The 16000-nt window shown below is 33.9% G+C and carries 14 protein-coding genes; 5 read left to right on the forward strand and 9 right to left on the reverse strand.

Annotation, left to right across the window (positions count from 1 at the left end):
* Both BMW37_RS12045 and BMW37_RS12050 read left to right on the forward strand, forming a co-directional pair.
* Window positions 1–477 (forward strand): transposase (locus tag BMW37_RS12045; protein ID WP_143047649.1); only part of this gene is annotated, 477 nt, incomplete at its 5' end.
* A gap of 326 nt (window positions 478–803) precedes the next feature.
* Window positions 804–1529, forward strand: coding sequence for a ZinT/AdcA family metal-binding protein (locus tag BMW37_RS12050; protein ID WP_093321491.1), 726 nt, complete (start codon window positions 804–806; stop codon window positions 1527–1529).
* A gap of 58 nt (window positions 1530–1587) precedes the next feature.
* Here the strand turns inward: BMW37_RS12050 and BMW37_RS12055 are convergent, their stop codons facing one another.
* From BMW37_RS12055 to BMW37_RS12070, 4 genes are all read right to left on the reverse strand, one after another.
* On the reverse strand, window positions 1588–2397 hold the full coding sequence (locus BMW37_RS12055; protein WP_093321493.1) for a symmetrical bis(5'-nucleosyl)-tetraphosphatase: 810 nt from the start codon (window positions 2395–2397) through the stop codon (window positions 1588–1590).
* A 19-nt stretch (window positions 2398–2416) separates the two neighbouring features.
* On the reverse strand, window positions 2417–3793 hold the full coding sequence (locus BMW37_RS12060; RefSeq protein ID WP_093321495.1) for a polysaccharide deacetylase family protein: 1377 nt from the start codon (window positions 3791–3793) through the stop codon (window positions 2417–2419).
* A 171-nt stretch (window positions 3794–3964) separates the two neighbouring features.
* Window positions 3965–4735, reverse strand: a complete 771-nt coding sequence (locus BMW37_RS12065; protein ID WP_093321497.1) for an ABC transporter permease — start codon at window positions 4733–4735, stop codon at window positions 3965–3967.
* A gap of 87 nt (window positions 4736–4822) precedes the next feature.
* Window positions 4823–5737, reverse strand: a complete 915-nt coding sequence (locus BMW37_RS12070) for an ABC transporter ATP-binding protein (protein ID WP_093321500.1) — start codon at window positions 5735–5737, stop codon at window positions 4823–4825.
* 365 nt (window positions 5738–6102) lie between these two features.
* Between BMW37_RS12070 and can the strand changes: the two genes are divergently transcribed.
* The 3 genes from can (at window position 6103) to BMW37_RS12085 (ending at window position 8320) form a co-directional block, all read left to right on the forward strand.
* Window positions 6103–6801, forward strand: coding sequence for a carbonate dehydratase (can, locus tag BMW37_RS12075; RefSeq protein WP_093321562.1), 699 nt, complete (start codon window positions 6103–6105; stop codon window positions 6799–6801).
* Window positions 6802–6821: 20 nt separating this feature from the next.
* Window positions 6822–7289, forward strand: coding sequence for a SoxR reducing system RseC family protein (locus BMW37_RS12080; protein WP_093321504.1), 468 nt, complete (start codon window positions 6822–6824; stop codon window positions 7287–7289).
* Window positions 7290–7570: 281 nt separating this feature from the next.
* Complete coding sequence (locus BMW37_RS12085) at window positions 7571–8320, forward strand: MipA/OmpV family protein (RefSeq protein WP_093321506.1); 750 nt, start codon at window positions 7571–7573, stop codon at window positions 8318–8320.
* A 103-nt stretch (window positions 8321–8423) separates the two neighbouring features.
* Here BMW37_RS12085 and sixA read toward each other — a convergent pair whose 3' ends face one another.
* The 5 genes from sixA to BMW37_RS12110 all read right to left on the reverse strand — a co-directional run bounded on the left by sixA (window position 8424) and on the right by BMW37_RS12110 (window position 15759).
* The gene (gene sixA, locus BMW37_RS12090; protein ID WP_093321509.1) at window positions 8424–8936 is read right to left on the reverse strand and encodes a phosphohistidine phosphatase SixA; all 513 of its coding nucleotides are present in this window, start codon (window positions 8934–8936) and stop codon (window positions 8424–8426) included.
* Between the two features lie 101 nt (window positions 8937–9037).
* Entirely contained in the window at window positions 9038–9790 is a 753-nt protein-coding gene (locus tag BMW37_RS12095; protein WP_143047650.1) for an MlaA family lipoprotein, read from the reverse strand.
* Between the two features lie 122 nt (window positions 9791–9912).
* Window positions 9913–11301, reverse strand: coding sequence for an MATE family efflux transporter (locus tag BMW37_RS12100; protein ID WP_093321565.1), 1389 nt, complete (start codon window positions 11299–11301; stop codon window positions 9913–9915).
* Window positions 11302–12723: 1422 nt separating this feature from the next.
* On the reverse strand, window positions 12724–14337 hold the full coding sequence (locus BMW37_RS12105) for a Ppx/GppA phosphatase family protein (protein ID WP_093321515.1): 1614 nt from the start codon (window positions 14335–14337) through the stop codon (window positions 12724–12726).
* A gap of 144 nt (window positions 14338–14481) precedes the next feature.
* Window positions 14482–15759, reverse strand: coding sequence for a citrate synthase (locus BMW37_RS12110; protein ID WP_093321517.1), 1278 nt, complete (start codon window positions 15757–15759; stop codon window positions 14482–14484).
* Between the last annotated feature and the right edge of the window lie 241 nt (window positions 15760–16000).

Consider the following 16000-nt stretch of genomic DNA (forward strand, 5'->3'; position numbering starts at 1 on the left):
CAATTTTGGGATAGAAAAACCAAAAATAAGGCATATTTAATCACAAATCTACCTGTAGAACAGTTTAGTGCACAAAAAGTACTTGAATTATATAGTCTAAGGTGGCAGGTAGAGCTTTTTTTTAAAGAGTTAAAATCATATTGTAGCATGAAAAAAGTGAATACAACTGATCCAAACATTGTAAAATCATTACTTTGGGGCAGTATTTTGTCATTATTGATCAAACGTTTTGTTGCTTTTCATGTTGGACTGATGTTTGGTGTTATGATTTCTACCCACAAAGTAGCGAGAACGGCACTTTACTGGTTACCTGATTTTATGCACATAATTTTTAACGGAACGGATGATGAAAATGAGATTAAAATAATAGAAAAAATCTTTAAATTCTTAAGTAAATGGGCTGCACGAGCTCATCCAAAACGAGATAGTAATACTGCTTTATTTCAGTTAGGCATGAAATTATATACTAAACAATAACTTGGTCAGTAATTTGATTATTAATTAACCTTAAGTACCTACGAATGACTTTCGATACAAATACCATTTTTATCTAATCACTTATAACAATAATAAGCACATCACCAAATTATAATCATTAATATTAGTTGAAACTTATTATCTGGATTAAATAGATAAAAGCAGTCAACAGGAATTAAATATAAAATCCCTTGGATTAAATCAGACAATAAAAAAACATAACTTATTAATATATAATTATTTATTTTTGCAATTGCAATGAAATTTGTTTATAAAGGAGGTGCATACTCATTATTTTTTACTCATTACTTATTGAAGGAGTCCAAATGGAATTGGCAACCCAAAAACCCAAACTTAACATTTTAAACTTAATTAATTTTTCAGTAGTCAGTGGTGTATTTATGGCCTTTTGTTTGCTACATGTACCCGATGCTAATGCACATTACCACAATTATCACAAATATCACGATTACCATAAATATCACAAATACGATGACTATTACAGGCATCACAACCAGAGTGATTCTAATGGAGACATACATCCCTGGGATGTACAAAAGCGTAAATTTCGTGATTGGGAAGGTAATTGGCAATCAGTTTATCGATTAGCGCAAAGTGGTAAGCTTGATGTTGTATTTGATAAAAAAGCAAAGGAACAAAATAAAAGTATTGACGAAATTAAACAATACTATTTAACTGGATATGCGACTAATATAGAGAGGATATCAATAGATGGAAATAGAATTACTTTTGACAACGGAAAGAATACTGAGCGATGTCGCTATAAAACGGATGGTTTTAAAATTCTAACTTATGAAAGTGGTAAACATGGTGTTAGGTATCTATTCCACTGTAACCACCCTTATTCAAACGCACCAAGAGTGATACAGTTTAGTGATCATCAAATAAAACCAACACGTGTTTCACATTTTCATTTGTACATGGGAAACGGTTCTCATGAAGATTTATTCAGTGAGGTATCGAATTGGCCAACATACTATCCTGCAAGCTTCTCTGATGAAGAAATTATAGATGATATGCTCAATCATTAAAGCAATTAGATAGAGTTGCCAACGCAAACATCTCAATTTTTTACAATAGCAAGATAAATTATTTTAATTTTTGTCTGTAGAATTTTTGTTCTTCAAAATGATACAGACTTAATGAACCTCCCCATACACATCCAGTGTCTAGTGCTATCACATTTTCTTTTGTACTTCGCCCCTCAAGAGCGGCCCAATGACCAAAAAATAAAGTATATTCAGTGTCAATTTGACTTTGCAATTCAAACCAAGGTTTAAGCGGTGATGGAGCGTCTATTGGGCTAACATTACATTCCATATCAAGCTCTCCATTAGGAAAACAAAACCTCATTCTTGTCAATGCGTTAGTGATAAATCTTAATCTAGCAGAACCACTTAATTCAGCATGCCAACTATTAGGTTGATCACCATACATTTTTGATAAAAAACCTGAATAATTTTTGCTCGACAATGTTTCATGCACTTCATTAGCTGAGTTTATTAATGTACTTAAGTCCCATTGAGGGGTTACTCCAGCATGAGTTAAAATAATTTTTTTATTTTCATCGTGCTGAAGCAATGGTTGCATCCTTAACCAATGAAGCAATTCATCCTTATCTGGTGCTGATAAAACCTGCTCTAGTTTATCTTTTGTTTTTGGCTCTAAAAGCCCCGCATTGATAGCAAGCAAATGCAAGTCATGATTTCCTAAGACTAACCTAACAGATGATTTAAGCTTATACACTTCTCTTAAAACAGCTAATGAATCAGGACCTCGGGCAACCAAATCACCACTCAACCATAATGTATCTGAGTGCTCATTAAACTCCACTTTTTCTAACAATTTCATCCATTCACGATAACATCCATGAATATCTCCTACTAATAATGTAGACATAAAAGATAGTTCTCCAACTCTAATTTAGAATTTTGTCTTCAACAATCGATAATGAATCGCTACTTAATAGGTAGATTCGTTTCAACTTTAATAAATTATCACCAGGTTTAACCCTGCCCTTCACCGTACTAAATGCCATTTTAATGCCAGCGGCTTTAACAGCATTTAAAGCTTTTGTGTCAAATGCGCCAAAAGGATAAGCGAAATAATAAACAGATGGATTAAATTGCCTCAATGCTCTTATTGAACGCTCAACATCATATTCAATAACTCGCTCAGTTCGTTGAAATATGATAGGTTTTTTATTATGTAATTTGTGTAAAAAATGGCTATGGCTTTGATAATTAAATACGGATTTCGCCTCTTCAATTTCGGCTAATGACATAAACTGCAATGAATCAGGCTGCCAATTTGCTGTATGGCGTTTAATACGAGACGTTATCATAAATACAGTCGCCTGATACTCTAAGTCTTTTAAAATAGGATAACCATATTTATGAACAGATTTTAAACCATCATCAAATGTAATAACAAATACCTTAGATGGTAAATTCCTTTCTTTCTTAAGAAATTGATAAAGCTCATCTAAAGTGATTGTTTCATATCCCAGAGATTTTAGATGCGCCATTTGATTCTTAAAAGCATCTACAGACGTAGTAGTTGATACTCCTCTATAGAGTCTATTTTCAGTATCTTCTAGAATATGATGAAATGTCAAAACACTGATTCCTTTATCAATTTCGACATCTTTTGAATTTACATAAACAATATTTCCCGCCAAAAAAATTTGATGCCAATGGTTTCCTGATTGATCTATAAGATTAGCGTTAATTGGATAACGCACGTTCTCTGATAAAGTACCAAAAACAGCACTATTGATATCAGCTTTCGTGTAAAGAGAAATGGGTTTAGTAGTAATAAATAACTCATTAGTTTTAGGTTGGCTAAATGTTTGAGCAAAAGGAGTCACTGTAAGTTGATGAATGGGTTGGGATGGATACGCAAATTCATCATCAAGCATTGCTGTATCATAACCATACGCAATAAACCTACCTTCAGATGTTTGTTTCGATAAAATAATGGAATCTTTATGAATGGTGCCTACATCATAGTTCTCACCTCTAAAGTTAAAATGTATAGGCGTATCTTTTTCAAGTTTATCAAAGTGCCATTCTGAGGATTTAGGAGTTTGATAACGTATTAAGCTATGGGCTTCTACTGCTGGGTAATTTACAGTTGCCTGACTATTTGAAATAAATAGAAAACTCATAATAGCCATGGCAATTATTGAACAAAAAAAACATTTTTGGTTCATGCTTTGTTTTAGTTTAATAATAACATTTAGCGACATAGTTGGATTCAATATCTGAGTAGAAAAAATAATTAATTGAGGCAAGGTATTAGCACCTTATCCATCTAACAAAACCGTACATACAGATTGACACATTCTTTACGTGAACGTATTTGGCAAATTCGCTGTACAAACACATAATATAAGGGCTAATGTTAGCCTTTATATTATGTGGTAATTTAATTTTAAATAAAATGAATTCTAAATCAAAACTCTTTAACTTCTTAATCCTTTACCACTTTCAATTAAACGCCAATTAATGACATAAAGCACAATGACAAAAATCACTAGAATTCCAACTGATAACAGAAATGGGACATCATTTATCCCTAAAAAACCATACCTAAACCCACTTACCATATACACAATTGGATTAATTTTAGAAACCCATTGCCAAAAATCAGGCAGCAAGGTTATGGAATAAAAGACACCTCCAAGATAAGTAAGAGGTGTTAATACAAACGTCGGAATTAAACTAATATCATCAAATGTTCTTGCAAATACTGCATTTAAAAGTCCTGCTAGCGAAAACACAATCGCAGTTAATAATAAAGTTATAATAATCATCCACCAAGAATGAATATGAAGAGGCACAAAAAATAGCGAAATTAATGTGACAAGAGTACCAGTAATAATTGCTCTAGCAACCCCACCACCAACATAACCGGCAATAATAATGTGCGTTGGCACTGGCGCGACTAATAATTCTTCAATATTACGTTGGAATTTTGTTCCATAAAATGAAGAGGCGACATTTGAATAGGCATTCGTAATAACCGACATCATGATTAAGCCAGGTACGATAAATTGCATATAATTAAATCCATGCATCTCCCCTACTCGCGAGCCTATTAAATTACCAAAAATAATAAAATAAAGCGTCATTGTGATAACAGGTGGAACTAAAGTTTGCACCCAAATTCTCATAAAACGCGTGATTTCTTTAATCCAAATACTTTTAAGTGCTGTGTAATACAGTTGAAACATAATAATCAGCCTCAATCTTGCAAAATAAAAATTCAATGTTAATAACGCGATAGTTGCTTGAGTCTGAATCAGACCAAAATCAATAAATTACCCATTATTTTTTTGTGTTAATGTAACAAATAACTCTTCTAAACGATTTGCCTTATTACGCATGCTGTGTACTTTGATACCTTGTGCATTAAGCTGCTCAAATATTGAGTTAATTCCCTGGGTTCTTAATACATCAACCTCTAAAGTTGTCTCATCAGTTAATCTATGAGAATAATTTTCTAAGGCTTTATCTAGTGTTTTTGAAAGATCAAATACAAATGTTTCTGATTGCAATTTAGATAAAAGCGCTTTCATGCTTGTATTTTCAATCAACTCTCCTTTTTGGATAATACCAATATTGCGACATAGCATCTCAGCCTCTTCCAAATAATGAGTAGTCAGTATAATTGTTTTACCTGATTGATTTAATTCTTGCAGAAATTGCCACATCGAACGTCTAAGCTCAATATCAACACCTGCTGTTGGTTCGTCTAATATCAATAATTGGGGCTCATGCATTAAGGCTCTAGCAATCATCAATCGCCTTTTCATTCCACCTGAGAGCATTCTCGCCCTGTCATTACGCTTTTCCCATAATTCTAATTGGCTTAGATAACGTTCAGCACGAATTATCGCCTCTTGACGGTTGACACCATAATATCCAGCTTGATTGACAACAATTTGTAGCACAGTTTCAAATGGGTTAAAGTTAAATTCTTGAGGAACAAGCCCTAATTGCAACTTTGCTTTTACTTTTTGCTTTTCAAGGTCAAATCCAAAAATATTCACTTTTCCTGATGTCATATTCACTAAAGAGGATAGTATACCAATAGTAGTTGACTTACCTGCGCCATTAGGGCCTAACAATGCATAAAAGTCTCCTTTTTCAACAGTTAGGTCAATCCCTTTTAATGCCTGAACGCCATTTGAATAAATTTTTGTCAGTCCTTTAATATCTATTGCATTAACCATACAACCCTCTTAATTGCGGTTTAAACTTTATAGAGCCGTCATTTCGAATCGACAGCGTTATCATCTATATTGGCAGATTATATTGATACATGCTTAATCTTGAATTAAGTTTACATTCTTAGATGTAATCTATACACAAAGCCACCTTAAATAAGCTAAAATGCCTAAGCAGTGCCTTTAACAAGTAAGTCATTAGATGTATTGACATCATTTAACGTTACATAATAGCCGATTTTAATCATCAATACATACTAAAAATACAATTATCATAATTATAACCATTAACCAAGGTTATCTGCTGGAGTAAAACAATGATTTTCAATCACATGTCATCTGACAATTCAATACAAGATAAAGAGTTAGAAATGCATTCCCATGATGGAAAGTGTGACCATGGCAACTGTAATGACATCAGCATACAAAATATTATTGAAAATAACATTAATTGGGCTAATAATATTCATCAAAGCGATCCCGATTTTTTTCAAAGACTAGCTCAAAATCAAACGCCTCGCTTTTTATGGATTGGTTGTTCTGATAGTAGGGTACCAGCAGAAAGATTAACAGGACTAGAGCCTGGTGAATTATTTGTTCATAGAAATGTAGCAAATTTAGTTGTTCATACTGACTTAAATTGCTTATCTGTTGTACAATATGCAGTCGAAGTTCTTAAGGTTGAACATATTATTGTATGTGGGCACTACAAGTGTGGGGGGATTGTTGCGGCAGTCGAAAACCAAGAATTAGGATTAATTGATAATTGGTTATTAAATATTCGTGACTTACTTTATAAACACGCTTCCTTACTTGGTAATATTGATCAAATAAAACGCTTAGACTGCCTGAGTGAGCTTAATGTGATTGAACAAGTCTATAACCTAGGTCATTCAACTATCCTTCAGTCAGCTTGGAAAACAGGCCAAAAAATTTCAATACATGGCTGGGTGTATGGATTAGACGATGGAAAGTTAAACGACCTTGAAATTACAGCAACTAACAGAGCAAACCTTGAGCAAGCATACAGAAGAGCGATTGCTAAATATCAAAATGACTCTTCACTATAATTTTTAGAGAGTATAAAGAGATGAACGCTAAAGATGAAGGGCTAACCTATATTAGCCCACCTTTAAAAAAAAGCCAAACAGCGACTGTAATTCACTGTGAGCCTGGTAAAATAGTATTAAATGTTGAGCGTTCATCTTCTTGTTCTGGTTGCAATCAGCGTAGCACATGCGCTCATAGGAGTACCGAACATCTCTTGAATAAACCTATCACTATTACTTTAAATGAAGAAAAAGTTTATGACGTTGGGCAAAGCGTTGAACTTGAGCTTGACCCCAAAATAATACTTAAAAGTGCTTTTTTACTTTACTGTGTTCCTATCATGTTCCTTCTATTAGGTGCCTTAATAGCTGATTTTTTCACTCACAACCAATCTATTATTTTAGGTGTTTCAATTATTACATTCCTAGTGAGCTTATTCATCATTCGTCATAAAACTTCTGCCTACGAGCAATATGTAATTAACGAAATAAAAATTGATTCCAAATGAAATGTTTAACAATATTCATTTATTTTATGATCATAGAGCCCTGCTAATTCTTTTACAATATCGACAGTAAAAATGAATTCTGTTTTTAAAATTCAAATGATGATCGTAGAAATAGATATGTAACTAATATTCATCATTATTACCTAATTCAAGTGTATCGTGGTATTATATACCTATAATTGAACTGTCATTAATTATGATTGCACAATAGTTGATATTAATATCTGCCTTATTTAGCTTTATTAATCATTTTAAATTCTATATCAAAAAGAGGTTTTTTCATGAAAAAACAAATGAAACCAGTTATGTTATCTATGGTTGCTTCAACCCTTTTCATAGCAATTAATGCAAATGCTAACGTTTCGTTAGGTTTGGGTGTAGGTTATTCAACGCAACCTTATTTAGGCGTATCTAATGATGTTGTTCCTCTTCCAATTGTAAATTTTGAAAATGAGCATTTTTTCATTAAATCAACAAAAGCAGGCTATTTTTTATGGAATGATGGCCAACAAAAAGTAAATCTTAATATTTCATATAATGGTCAATCATTCAGAGGTCGCGATAGTAATGATAATAGAATGAGAACGTTAGATCGTAGACAATCAACTGCTATGATGGGTATTGGCTATGACTTAAGTGGTGTTTTTGGTGCAGTAAGTGCTGATTTATCTGGTGATATATTGAATAGAAGTAATGGTCTAATCGGTGATTTAAACTATAGTTATCCTATTACTAATGACCTATTAACTGTTGCACCATCAGCAGGAGTAAATTGGAACAGTGGGAAATTTAATGACTATCATTTTGGTGTATCGGGAAATGAAGCAACACGCTCTACTCTAGATGCGTACAAAGCCGGTAGCGGTATATCTCCGTATATGGGTGTTAACTTAAACTATAGAATGACCGATAACTGGAGTGCTTTTGGTATGGCACAACATAAATTCTTGTCAAGCCAAATTAAAGACAGCCCAATGATTTCAAGTTCAGGGCAAAGTATATTTGGTGGTGGATTTAGCTATACATTCTAACTCGTAAGATAATATTTCTGATGAAACCTAACTGAACTCAACTCAGGTTTCATCAGATTTTATTGAGTCACTATCTATTATAAATAAACCTATTGCTACGTTATTATAAATTCTGTTCCAACAGACCACCTTGCCAAATTAGTTCCCCTTCTCTGTTCGCATGAATCATGACGCAAGCTAGATCTGATGTACCAAACATCGGTGCAACCTCATCTACACATAATTCTTCTACAAGATAACCAACTAATGGTAAATGAGATACTATCATTAAGGTCTTTGAAGATGCAAAATTTGACTCTTCATTTCCTTGCATTTGATTAATTTCTGTAATAAATTCATGGATCATTTTCGCCACTTTCTGTGCATGTCCATTTGGAGTTATATCAGAACAAGTCTTAACTGTCACTTCTGAAGACAATTCAGCTCTAATTGTTTGCCAAGTTTGTTGCGCTCTAAGATAAGGACTAACCCATACATAATCGGGTAATTGATCTTCATTCGCAAGCCACGCACCGACTTGTTGAGACTGTAAAATACCTCGTTGTGTAAGCGGTCTAGCATCATCTGAAGGTGCATTCATTGATGCTTCACCATGCCTCATAATAATGACTTTCATCTATTTTCCTATCTTAAATTATAATTGATCATTCTGATATTTTAACTTTTCAAATAATCACATTTTAAATATTGATTTACGTACAGTTTCAACGTAAGTAATTAATCTAGCGCATCTAATTCAGCTTCAATCGCTTTCATATCTTGAGTATTAGTTGGTGCCACTACTTGGCCACGGTTAATTAAAAACTCATTACGTTGAAAGTAAGCTTCCCGAACAGTGATATACGGATCTGACGAAGTTTTTAGCAAGCCTTCTTGTTCAATTAGTTTTGCCCGCCCATCTATTGCTGATACCATTGAAGTACCCACTAACCACCAACCAGAAGACACCGCATTTAACATAGGATAAAGCGTATCTGCATAGTTACCGCCCTCTTTTGTAATCGTAAAGCTTCCATAAAACGGTAAAACAATATAGGGTCCTGAGGGTACACCATAACTTCCTAAAGTCGTACCAAAACGCTGAGGATCTGGTCTTTTTAACTCATCATTTGCCATCGCAGCAACATCAATCAATCCAGCTAATCCAAATATTGTATTGAGCATAAAACGGTTAAAACTTTTGGCACTTGCCGTTATTTCACCTTGAAGCAAGTTATTTACCATATGGGCAGGTTCACTTAAATTATATAAAAAATTACTCGTCCCTTCCTTAGCTGGTTCAGGTACATAATCTTTCCAAACTACCGCAACGGGTCTTAGTACGTATGGATCTAACACATCAAAATTAAACGTAAACATGACGCGATTAAATCCTTCAAACGGATCATTGCGCTCTCCAGTTTGCGGATCGTGAGAGGCACAACCCGTTAGTATGAATAATCCACTTAGCAGTATAGATTTAATGTTCAATTTATTTATCTCCAGGCCTTAATTTTTTTAAATATTCCCCTGTTTGACTACATCATTAGAGGAATTAACCAATACATTAGATTAAATATTAATATAAAATTAATAAAATTAATAAAATTCTATTATCTCGCTTTTTCTAGAATAAACTCTATGGGTTGTTTTTGAAGCCATTTCATTCTACTCATAAGTAGTACCGCAGACAGGGTTAATCCCACAATAAATCCCCACCAAAATCCACTTGGCCCCATTTGGGGTACAATAACATCTGTTACAGCTAAAAGGTATCCAGAAGGTAACCCAACTAACCAGTACGATGCAAAAGTAGCAAAGAAAACCACTTTCGTGTCCTTATAACCACGTAAAATACCGCTTCCAATCACCTGAATAGCATCAGATATTTGATATATGGCAGCAAGGAGTAATAACTGCATCGCTAGGGATATGACAATTGGTTCGCTAGTATAGATCCGAATAATTTCTTCTTTAAATAGTAATGTAACAATCCCAGTCATAATGGCAAGACAAACGCCCCAAAATAATGCGATATACGCACTTCTCTTAGCCTTATCGATCCTTTTTTCACCTAATGAATGACCAATACGAATAGTAGCTGCAGCATTTAAAGATAATGGCAGAACAAAACAGAGCGAGCTAAAATTCAATGCTACAAGATGAGCTGCAGTGGGACCATCTCCCATAGGATAAATCATCAAAGTAACAGCCGTGAATAAAGTTACTTCAAAGAAAATAGCCATAGCAATCGGCAAGCCAATTTTAATTAATTTATAAATAATTTTAATATCTGGCCAGCTTATTGCGCTGAGAATATTAATATCCCTAACCCTCCAAGCCATACGATTGTAAATAGCCATCATAATAAACATGACCCAAAATGCGGCAGCCGTAGCATAACCACATCCTACGGCTCCTAATGCAGGAAGTCCAAATTTTCCATAAATTAAAATATAATTAAGCGGGATATTAATTGAAAGGCCTATGAAGGCAGTTATCATACTGGGCATAGTGATGGATAATGCTTCATTTTGAGCCCGTAGCACAATATAAAAGAGATAACCAGGCACTCCCCATTTTAATGCATCTAAAAAATCGATACCGATTTGAGCTGTTTTTAAATTACGTAAATGTTCAGGCTTAAGCGATTCTAAGTATAATATTAGATAGTCACTATTTGCTAGTAACACCATGACAATTAAACTCATAAAAGCTGCCAGCCAAAACCCTTGAATTGTATTAGCTGCGACTTTATGTCGTCTTCCCGCACCATTTAATTGAGCAATAGTAGGCATTAAAGCCAAAAGCGTCCCCTGTGCTAATAAAATGAGTGGCCACCAAATCGCATTACCTGCTGCTATAGCAGCTAAGTCGGAAGTAGATACTCTTCCGGCCATAATCGAATCAGCAGCTCCCATACCTGTTTGAGCTAACTGAGCAAAAATAACAGGAACAGCGAGTTTTAGTAGAATTTTACTTTCCGTAATATTTTTTTGGATATCCTTTATCACAATTTAAGTCTCATGTTGATAATAATATTCTCTTAGTAAATTGGCACCACTATACATTAGCGAAAATAAATAAATTTGAGAATATATTCAAAGTGTACCTTTACTCTTGCTATCCCCATCATTAATAATCAATCTTTATCAATTATTAATGCATTTTATATGACCTACAATAATTTTATACTTGAGCATAGCCATGAAAAGCGCTTAGAAATTACTCCCCTTTAGTACCATATTTTACAAAGATTGACTTGCGGATAAATACTAAAAATGCCAACACTAGGGAAATTAAGAACATAATGATAGCATAAACAGGAGTTTTCTTACATGGAAGTTATCAAAATTAAGATAGATAATAGAACAAATTAAGCCCCATAAAAAAACATACTAGGCTTTCTTTTTATTTGGTGTGAATTCTACTGAATTGATTTAAAGAGACTGATTAACAAAGCAACAAATTACCTCCTCAAGCAAATATAAAATTAAGCTTTATATTTTAATACTAAACACATTAAATTGATGTTTCCCCTTCTCCCTTACATCTAAGTAACGTAAGCCTGACTTATTTAGACACCACTGTACAATTCAAATAAAAAAGCACAAAAGGCTGCAATTTAGTTGCATATCTTGATGAAATCTTAACTGAAAAACATGTAATTTCGTGATTAAATAAGCACATGGAATAACAGGAGTGAGGGGATAGATTTTATTACCCACTACCATGGAAGGGCTTAAGGATGAGTACAAATTTTCGCTAGCACTAAGGGAAATAAGGAAGATAAGTTAGTAAGACATGGATGTTAACAAGGAAGTTAATATAAATGGAAAGGAAGCACAATTAAGATAAACCTGGTACATCACTGTACCAGGTTTTCTTTTTTTCATAGTTTATTCACACCCCTTAAAAATTAAGTTATTAAAGCATGCTCACTAAAAGGAAAATTACTTGTAACTTAGAAATAGTTATCAATTGAACATTTATGGGCAGACATCACAGAATACTAATGTAAATAATTATCTGTTTAATTGCAGCTTAAGCTCTAAAATTAATCTGAAATAAACTGCGATAAATCTATGATAATCTAAAATCAAAAGTTACTTATTTTAATAAAAAAACATAGCTCTATACTTTTCAAACATATAAATACATATAATAGGACATAACTTGACATTGCTGAACTTTCACTGCATTTCTTAATGAAATCTTGACTGTAATCTACGGCATTTTATGGTCTAATAAAGCCATGGAAGACACAGGAGTGAGGGGGAGTGGTAAGGGCCCCATCAACCAAGGAAGGGCTCAAGGACGAGCACACTTAATAAAGTTTTATCATAACTCATTAATCTTTGAGACAATTTAAAGTTTATAGCATAAAGACAGTATAAATCAAGAAACTATCTAACACTTCACTATTAAGTGAGTTCTAAAATATCTAACTGCCATCCTGTTACAGCCTCCCAGTAAACCTGCTCTTTTTGTAAGTCTAGCTCCATTAAAGTATTTATTTCTAAATACCCTTTAGGAAAGGTTAACTGCCAATGCATACCATCCACGTTAACAAGCATAAAATCAGGTTTTGTAGTTGATTGTCTTTGGTTATTTAACAGTACGCTTAAGCGGAATATCTGCAATAACGGCATATAATGACGCTTTTTATATAGATTAAACTTAGGTATCTCATCTTGCTTAATAGAGCGTCTTTGATATCGAACAAGGGTAGCTAACAATAATTGTTGCTCTTGACTAAATCCTGGTAAATTTGAATGCTGTAGAATATAGGCAGAATGTCTATGCATACTGGTTTGATTGATACTTAAGCCCACTTCATGTAATATAACAGCCCATCTCAATAATGCATGAAATCCTTGTTTATTGCTTGGTTGAGTTTGCTTTTTCCACTGTTCGTATAAAAACTCAGCTGTTTCCATGACTCTTGCAACTTGAGCTCTATCAATCGCATAATGCTCAGCAAAACTTTCTGCTGTTCTAACTCTTATGTCCTCATGACGAAAGAGCCCTTCCATTTCATATAATACACCTTCTCTAAGCGCACTATCAGCAAAACGGAGCGACTTTATTTCTAATGATTGAAAAACAGCTATCAAAATAGCTAAACCAGGAATGAGTACTTTTTGCCTTTCTTCTGAGATATCTGGGAATTGAATTTCACTTACATGCTTATACTGCAACAAAATTTGAGCAAGTTCTTTTAATTTATCTAACGTCAAAATCCCATCAAATTCCCCTAAAGAGAACAAAACTTGATGTACTGCTTTTATTGTTCCGGATGTTCCTAAAACATAATCCCAACCAATTCGATAATAACGCCAGTTAATTGCCTCAAGGTTTTGTAATCCAGCCAATACAGCCTTGTCAAATGCTTTACGGTTAATCATTCCATCCGGAAAAAATTGATTAGCAAAGCTAACACATCCCATATCAGTGCTTTCAACTATGATAGGTGTAAAACCTTCACCTATAATCATCTCTGTTGAACCACCTCCAATATCAATAACCAATTTTTTGCCTTGTTCTGGCTGGGTATGGGCAACTCCCATATAAATTAACCGCGCTTCTTCTTGCCCAGAAACGACTTCGATAGGGTAAGGAAGCACTTCAGCAGAGCGTGTTAAAAATTCCGAAGCATTACTTGCTGCTCGTAAGGAGTAGCTTGCAACCACTCGGACTCTTTCGGCCTCGAACCCTTGTAATCGCTCAGCGAATAAAGATAAACAAGAAAGTGCTCTTTTGATTGACTCTTCAGATAGTTCGCCAGAATCACTCATGCCATCAATTAATTGTACCCGCTGCTTTAATCGTGACAATACCTGAAAAGAACCATTAACAATACGAGCGATGATCATATGAAAGCTATTAGAACCAAGATCAATTGCTGCAAGTTCTAAGTGTTTATTTTCTGATTGTGATTGGGCATTTGATGAATCTGATTCTATCAGAGGTGAGTGGATAAACAGCGTGCTAATATCATTATTAGTCGCACTAAGAGGATTATCAGGCTTATTCATAGACAATACCGTTGAAAAATCAAACAATAGAATACTGATATAGACAATATGATTGGGAAAATTAACGTCTATATTAGCGGCATACTTAATTATAGCATCCGCTAATATACATTTCATCTTTTACAGTTAAGAATCCTCAACTGTTTAGAGTTTACTTTTAAAATCTCTTTGAACATAACCCGTATATAATTGACGTGGCCTTGCAATTTTCATACCTTCTTCGTGCATTTCAATCCAGTGAGATATCCACCCAATTGTCCTAGAAATAGCAAAAATAACCGTAAACATAGAGGCTGGAATATTCATAGCTTTTAAAATAATACCTGAATAAAAATCAACATTAGGATAGAGCTTTCTTTCTATAAAATATGGGTCATTCAAAGCAATTCTCTCAAGCTCCATTGCAACTTCTAGTAAATCATCATGAATACCAAGTTCATTTAAAACTTCATGGCATGTCTCACGCATAACTGTGGCTCTTGGATCATAATTTTTATAAACACGGTGACCAAAACCCATCAATCTAAATGAATCATTTTTATCTTTAGCTCGAGCAATATACTCAGGAATATGCTCAACAGTTTTAATTTCCTCAAGCATTTTCAAACACGCTTCGTTTGCACCACCATGTGCAGGTCCCCACAGTGAAGCAATACCCGCCGCAATACAGGCAAATGGATTAGCCCCAGATGAACCAGCTGTTCTAACTGTTGAAGTTGAAGCATTTTGTTCATGATCTGCATGCAATATCATGATTTTATCCATGGCTTTTTCAAGAATAGGATTAACAACATATTCTTCAGCAGGAGTTGCAAACATCATATGTAAAAAATTACCAGCATAAGAAAGTTTATTTTTAGGCTGTACAAATGGGTGGCCTATTGAATATTTATAACACATAGCAGCAACTGTAGGCATTTTTGATAAAAGACGATAAGCAGTTAATCGTCTATGTTCAGGATTTTCAACATCAAGACCTTGGTGATAAAAAGCTGCTAATGCACCTGTGACACCACATAATACAGCCATAGGATGTGAGTCACGTCTAAAACCATTAAATAGGCGATGGATTTGTTCATGTACCATTGTATGGTGTTTTATGTCTCGTTCAAACTTCGAAAACTCTTCTTTACCAGGTGCTTCACCGTTTAACAATATGTAACATACTTCTAAAAATGATGCTTCTTTAGCAAGTTGTTCTATAGGAAACCCACGATGTAATAAAATACCGTTATCGCCATCGATATAAGTAATTTTAGATTCGCACGAGGCAGTTGAGGTAAAGCCTGGATCAAACGTAAAATAGCCTGAATTTCCAAGTTTACTCACATCGATTACTTGGTTACCTAGAGAAGGTGTAAGTAAATTGAGTTCTAAGTTTTTAGCATTACCTACTTCAACAGATACCTTATCATCATTCATCATATTGCTCCTTAAGTTTGATTTAAAATGGACATTATAAACACGACTTAAAATTAACAAAAAAATAACATTTGGATTAAATTGTGAGTGTTCTTGGCTGATTTATAAAAAAAGATATTAGCCATTTAACTAAAAATGATCAATCTCAAAAAAACAATTTATCCTATTTTCATAGTATTTTGTTTTTAGAAAAACCTTAATAAATCTAGCCCCATCGTTTTAAAAATTATAAACGCACTAA

This window comes from Thorsellia anophelis DSM 18579 (genome assembly GCF_900111395.1).
GTDB lineage: Bacteria > Pseudomonadota > Gammaproteobacteria > Enterobacterales > Thorselliaceae > Thorsellia > Thorsellia anophelis.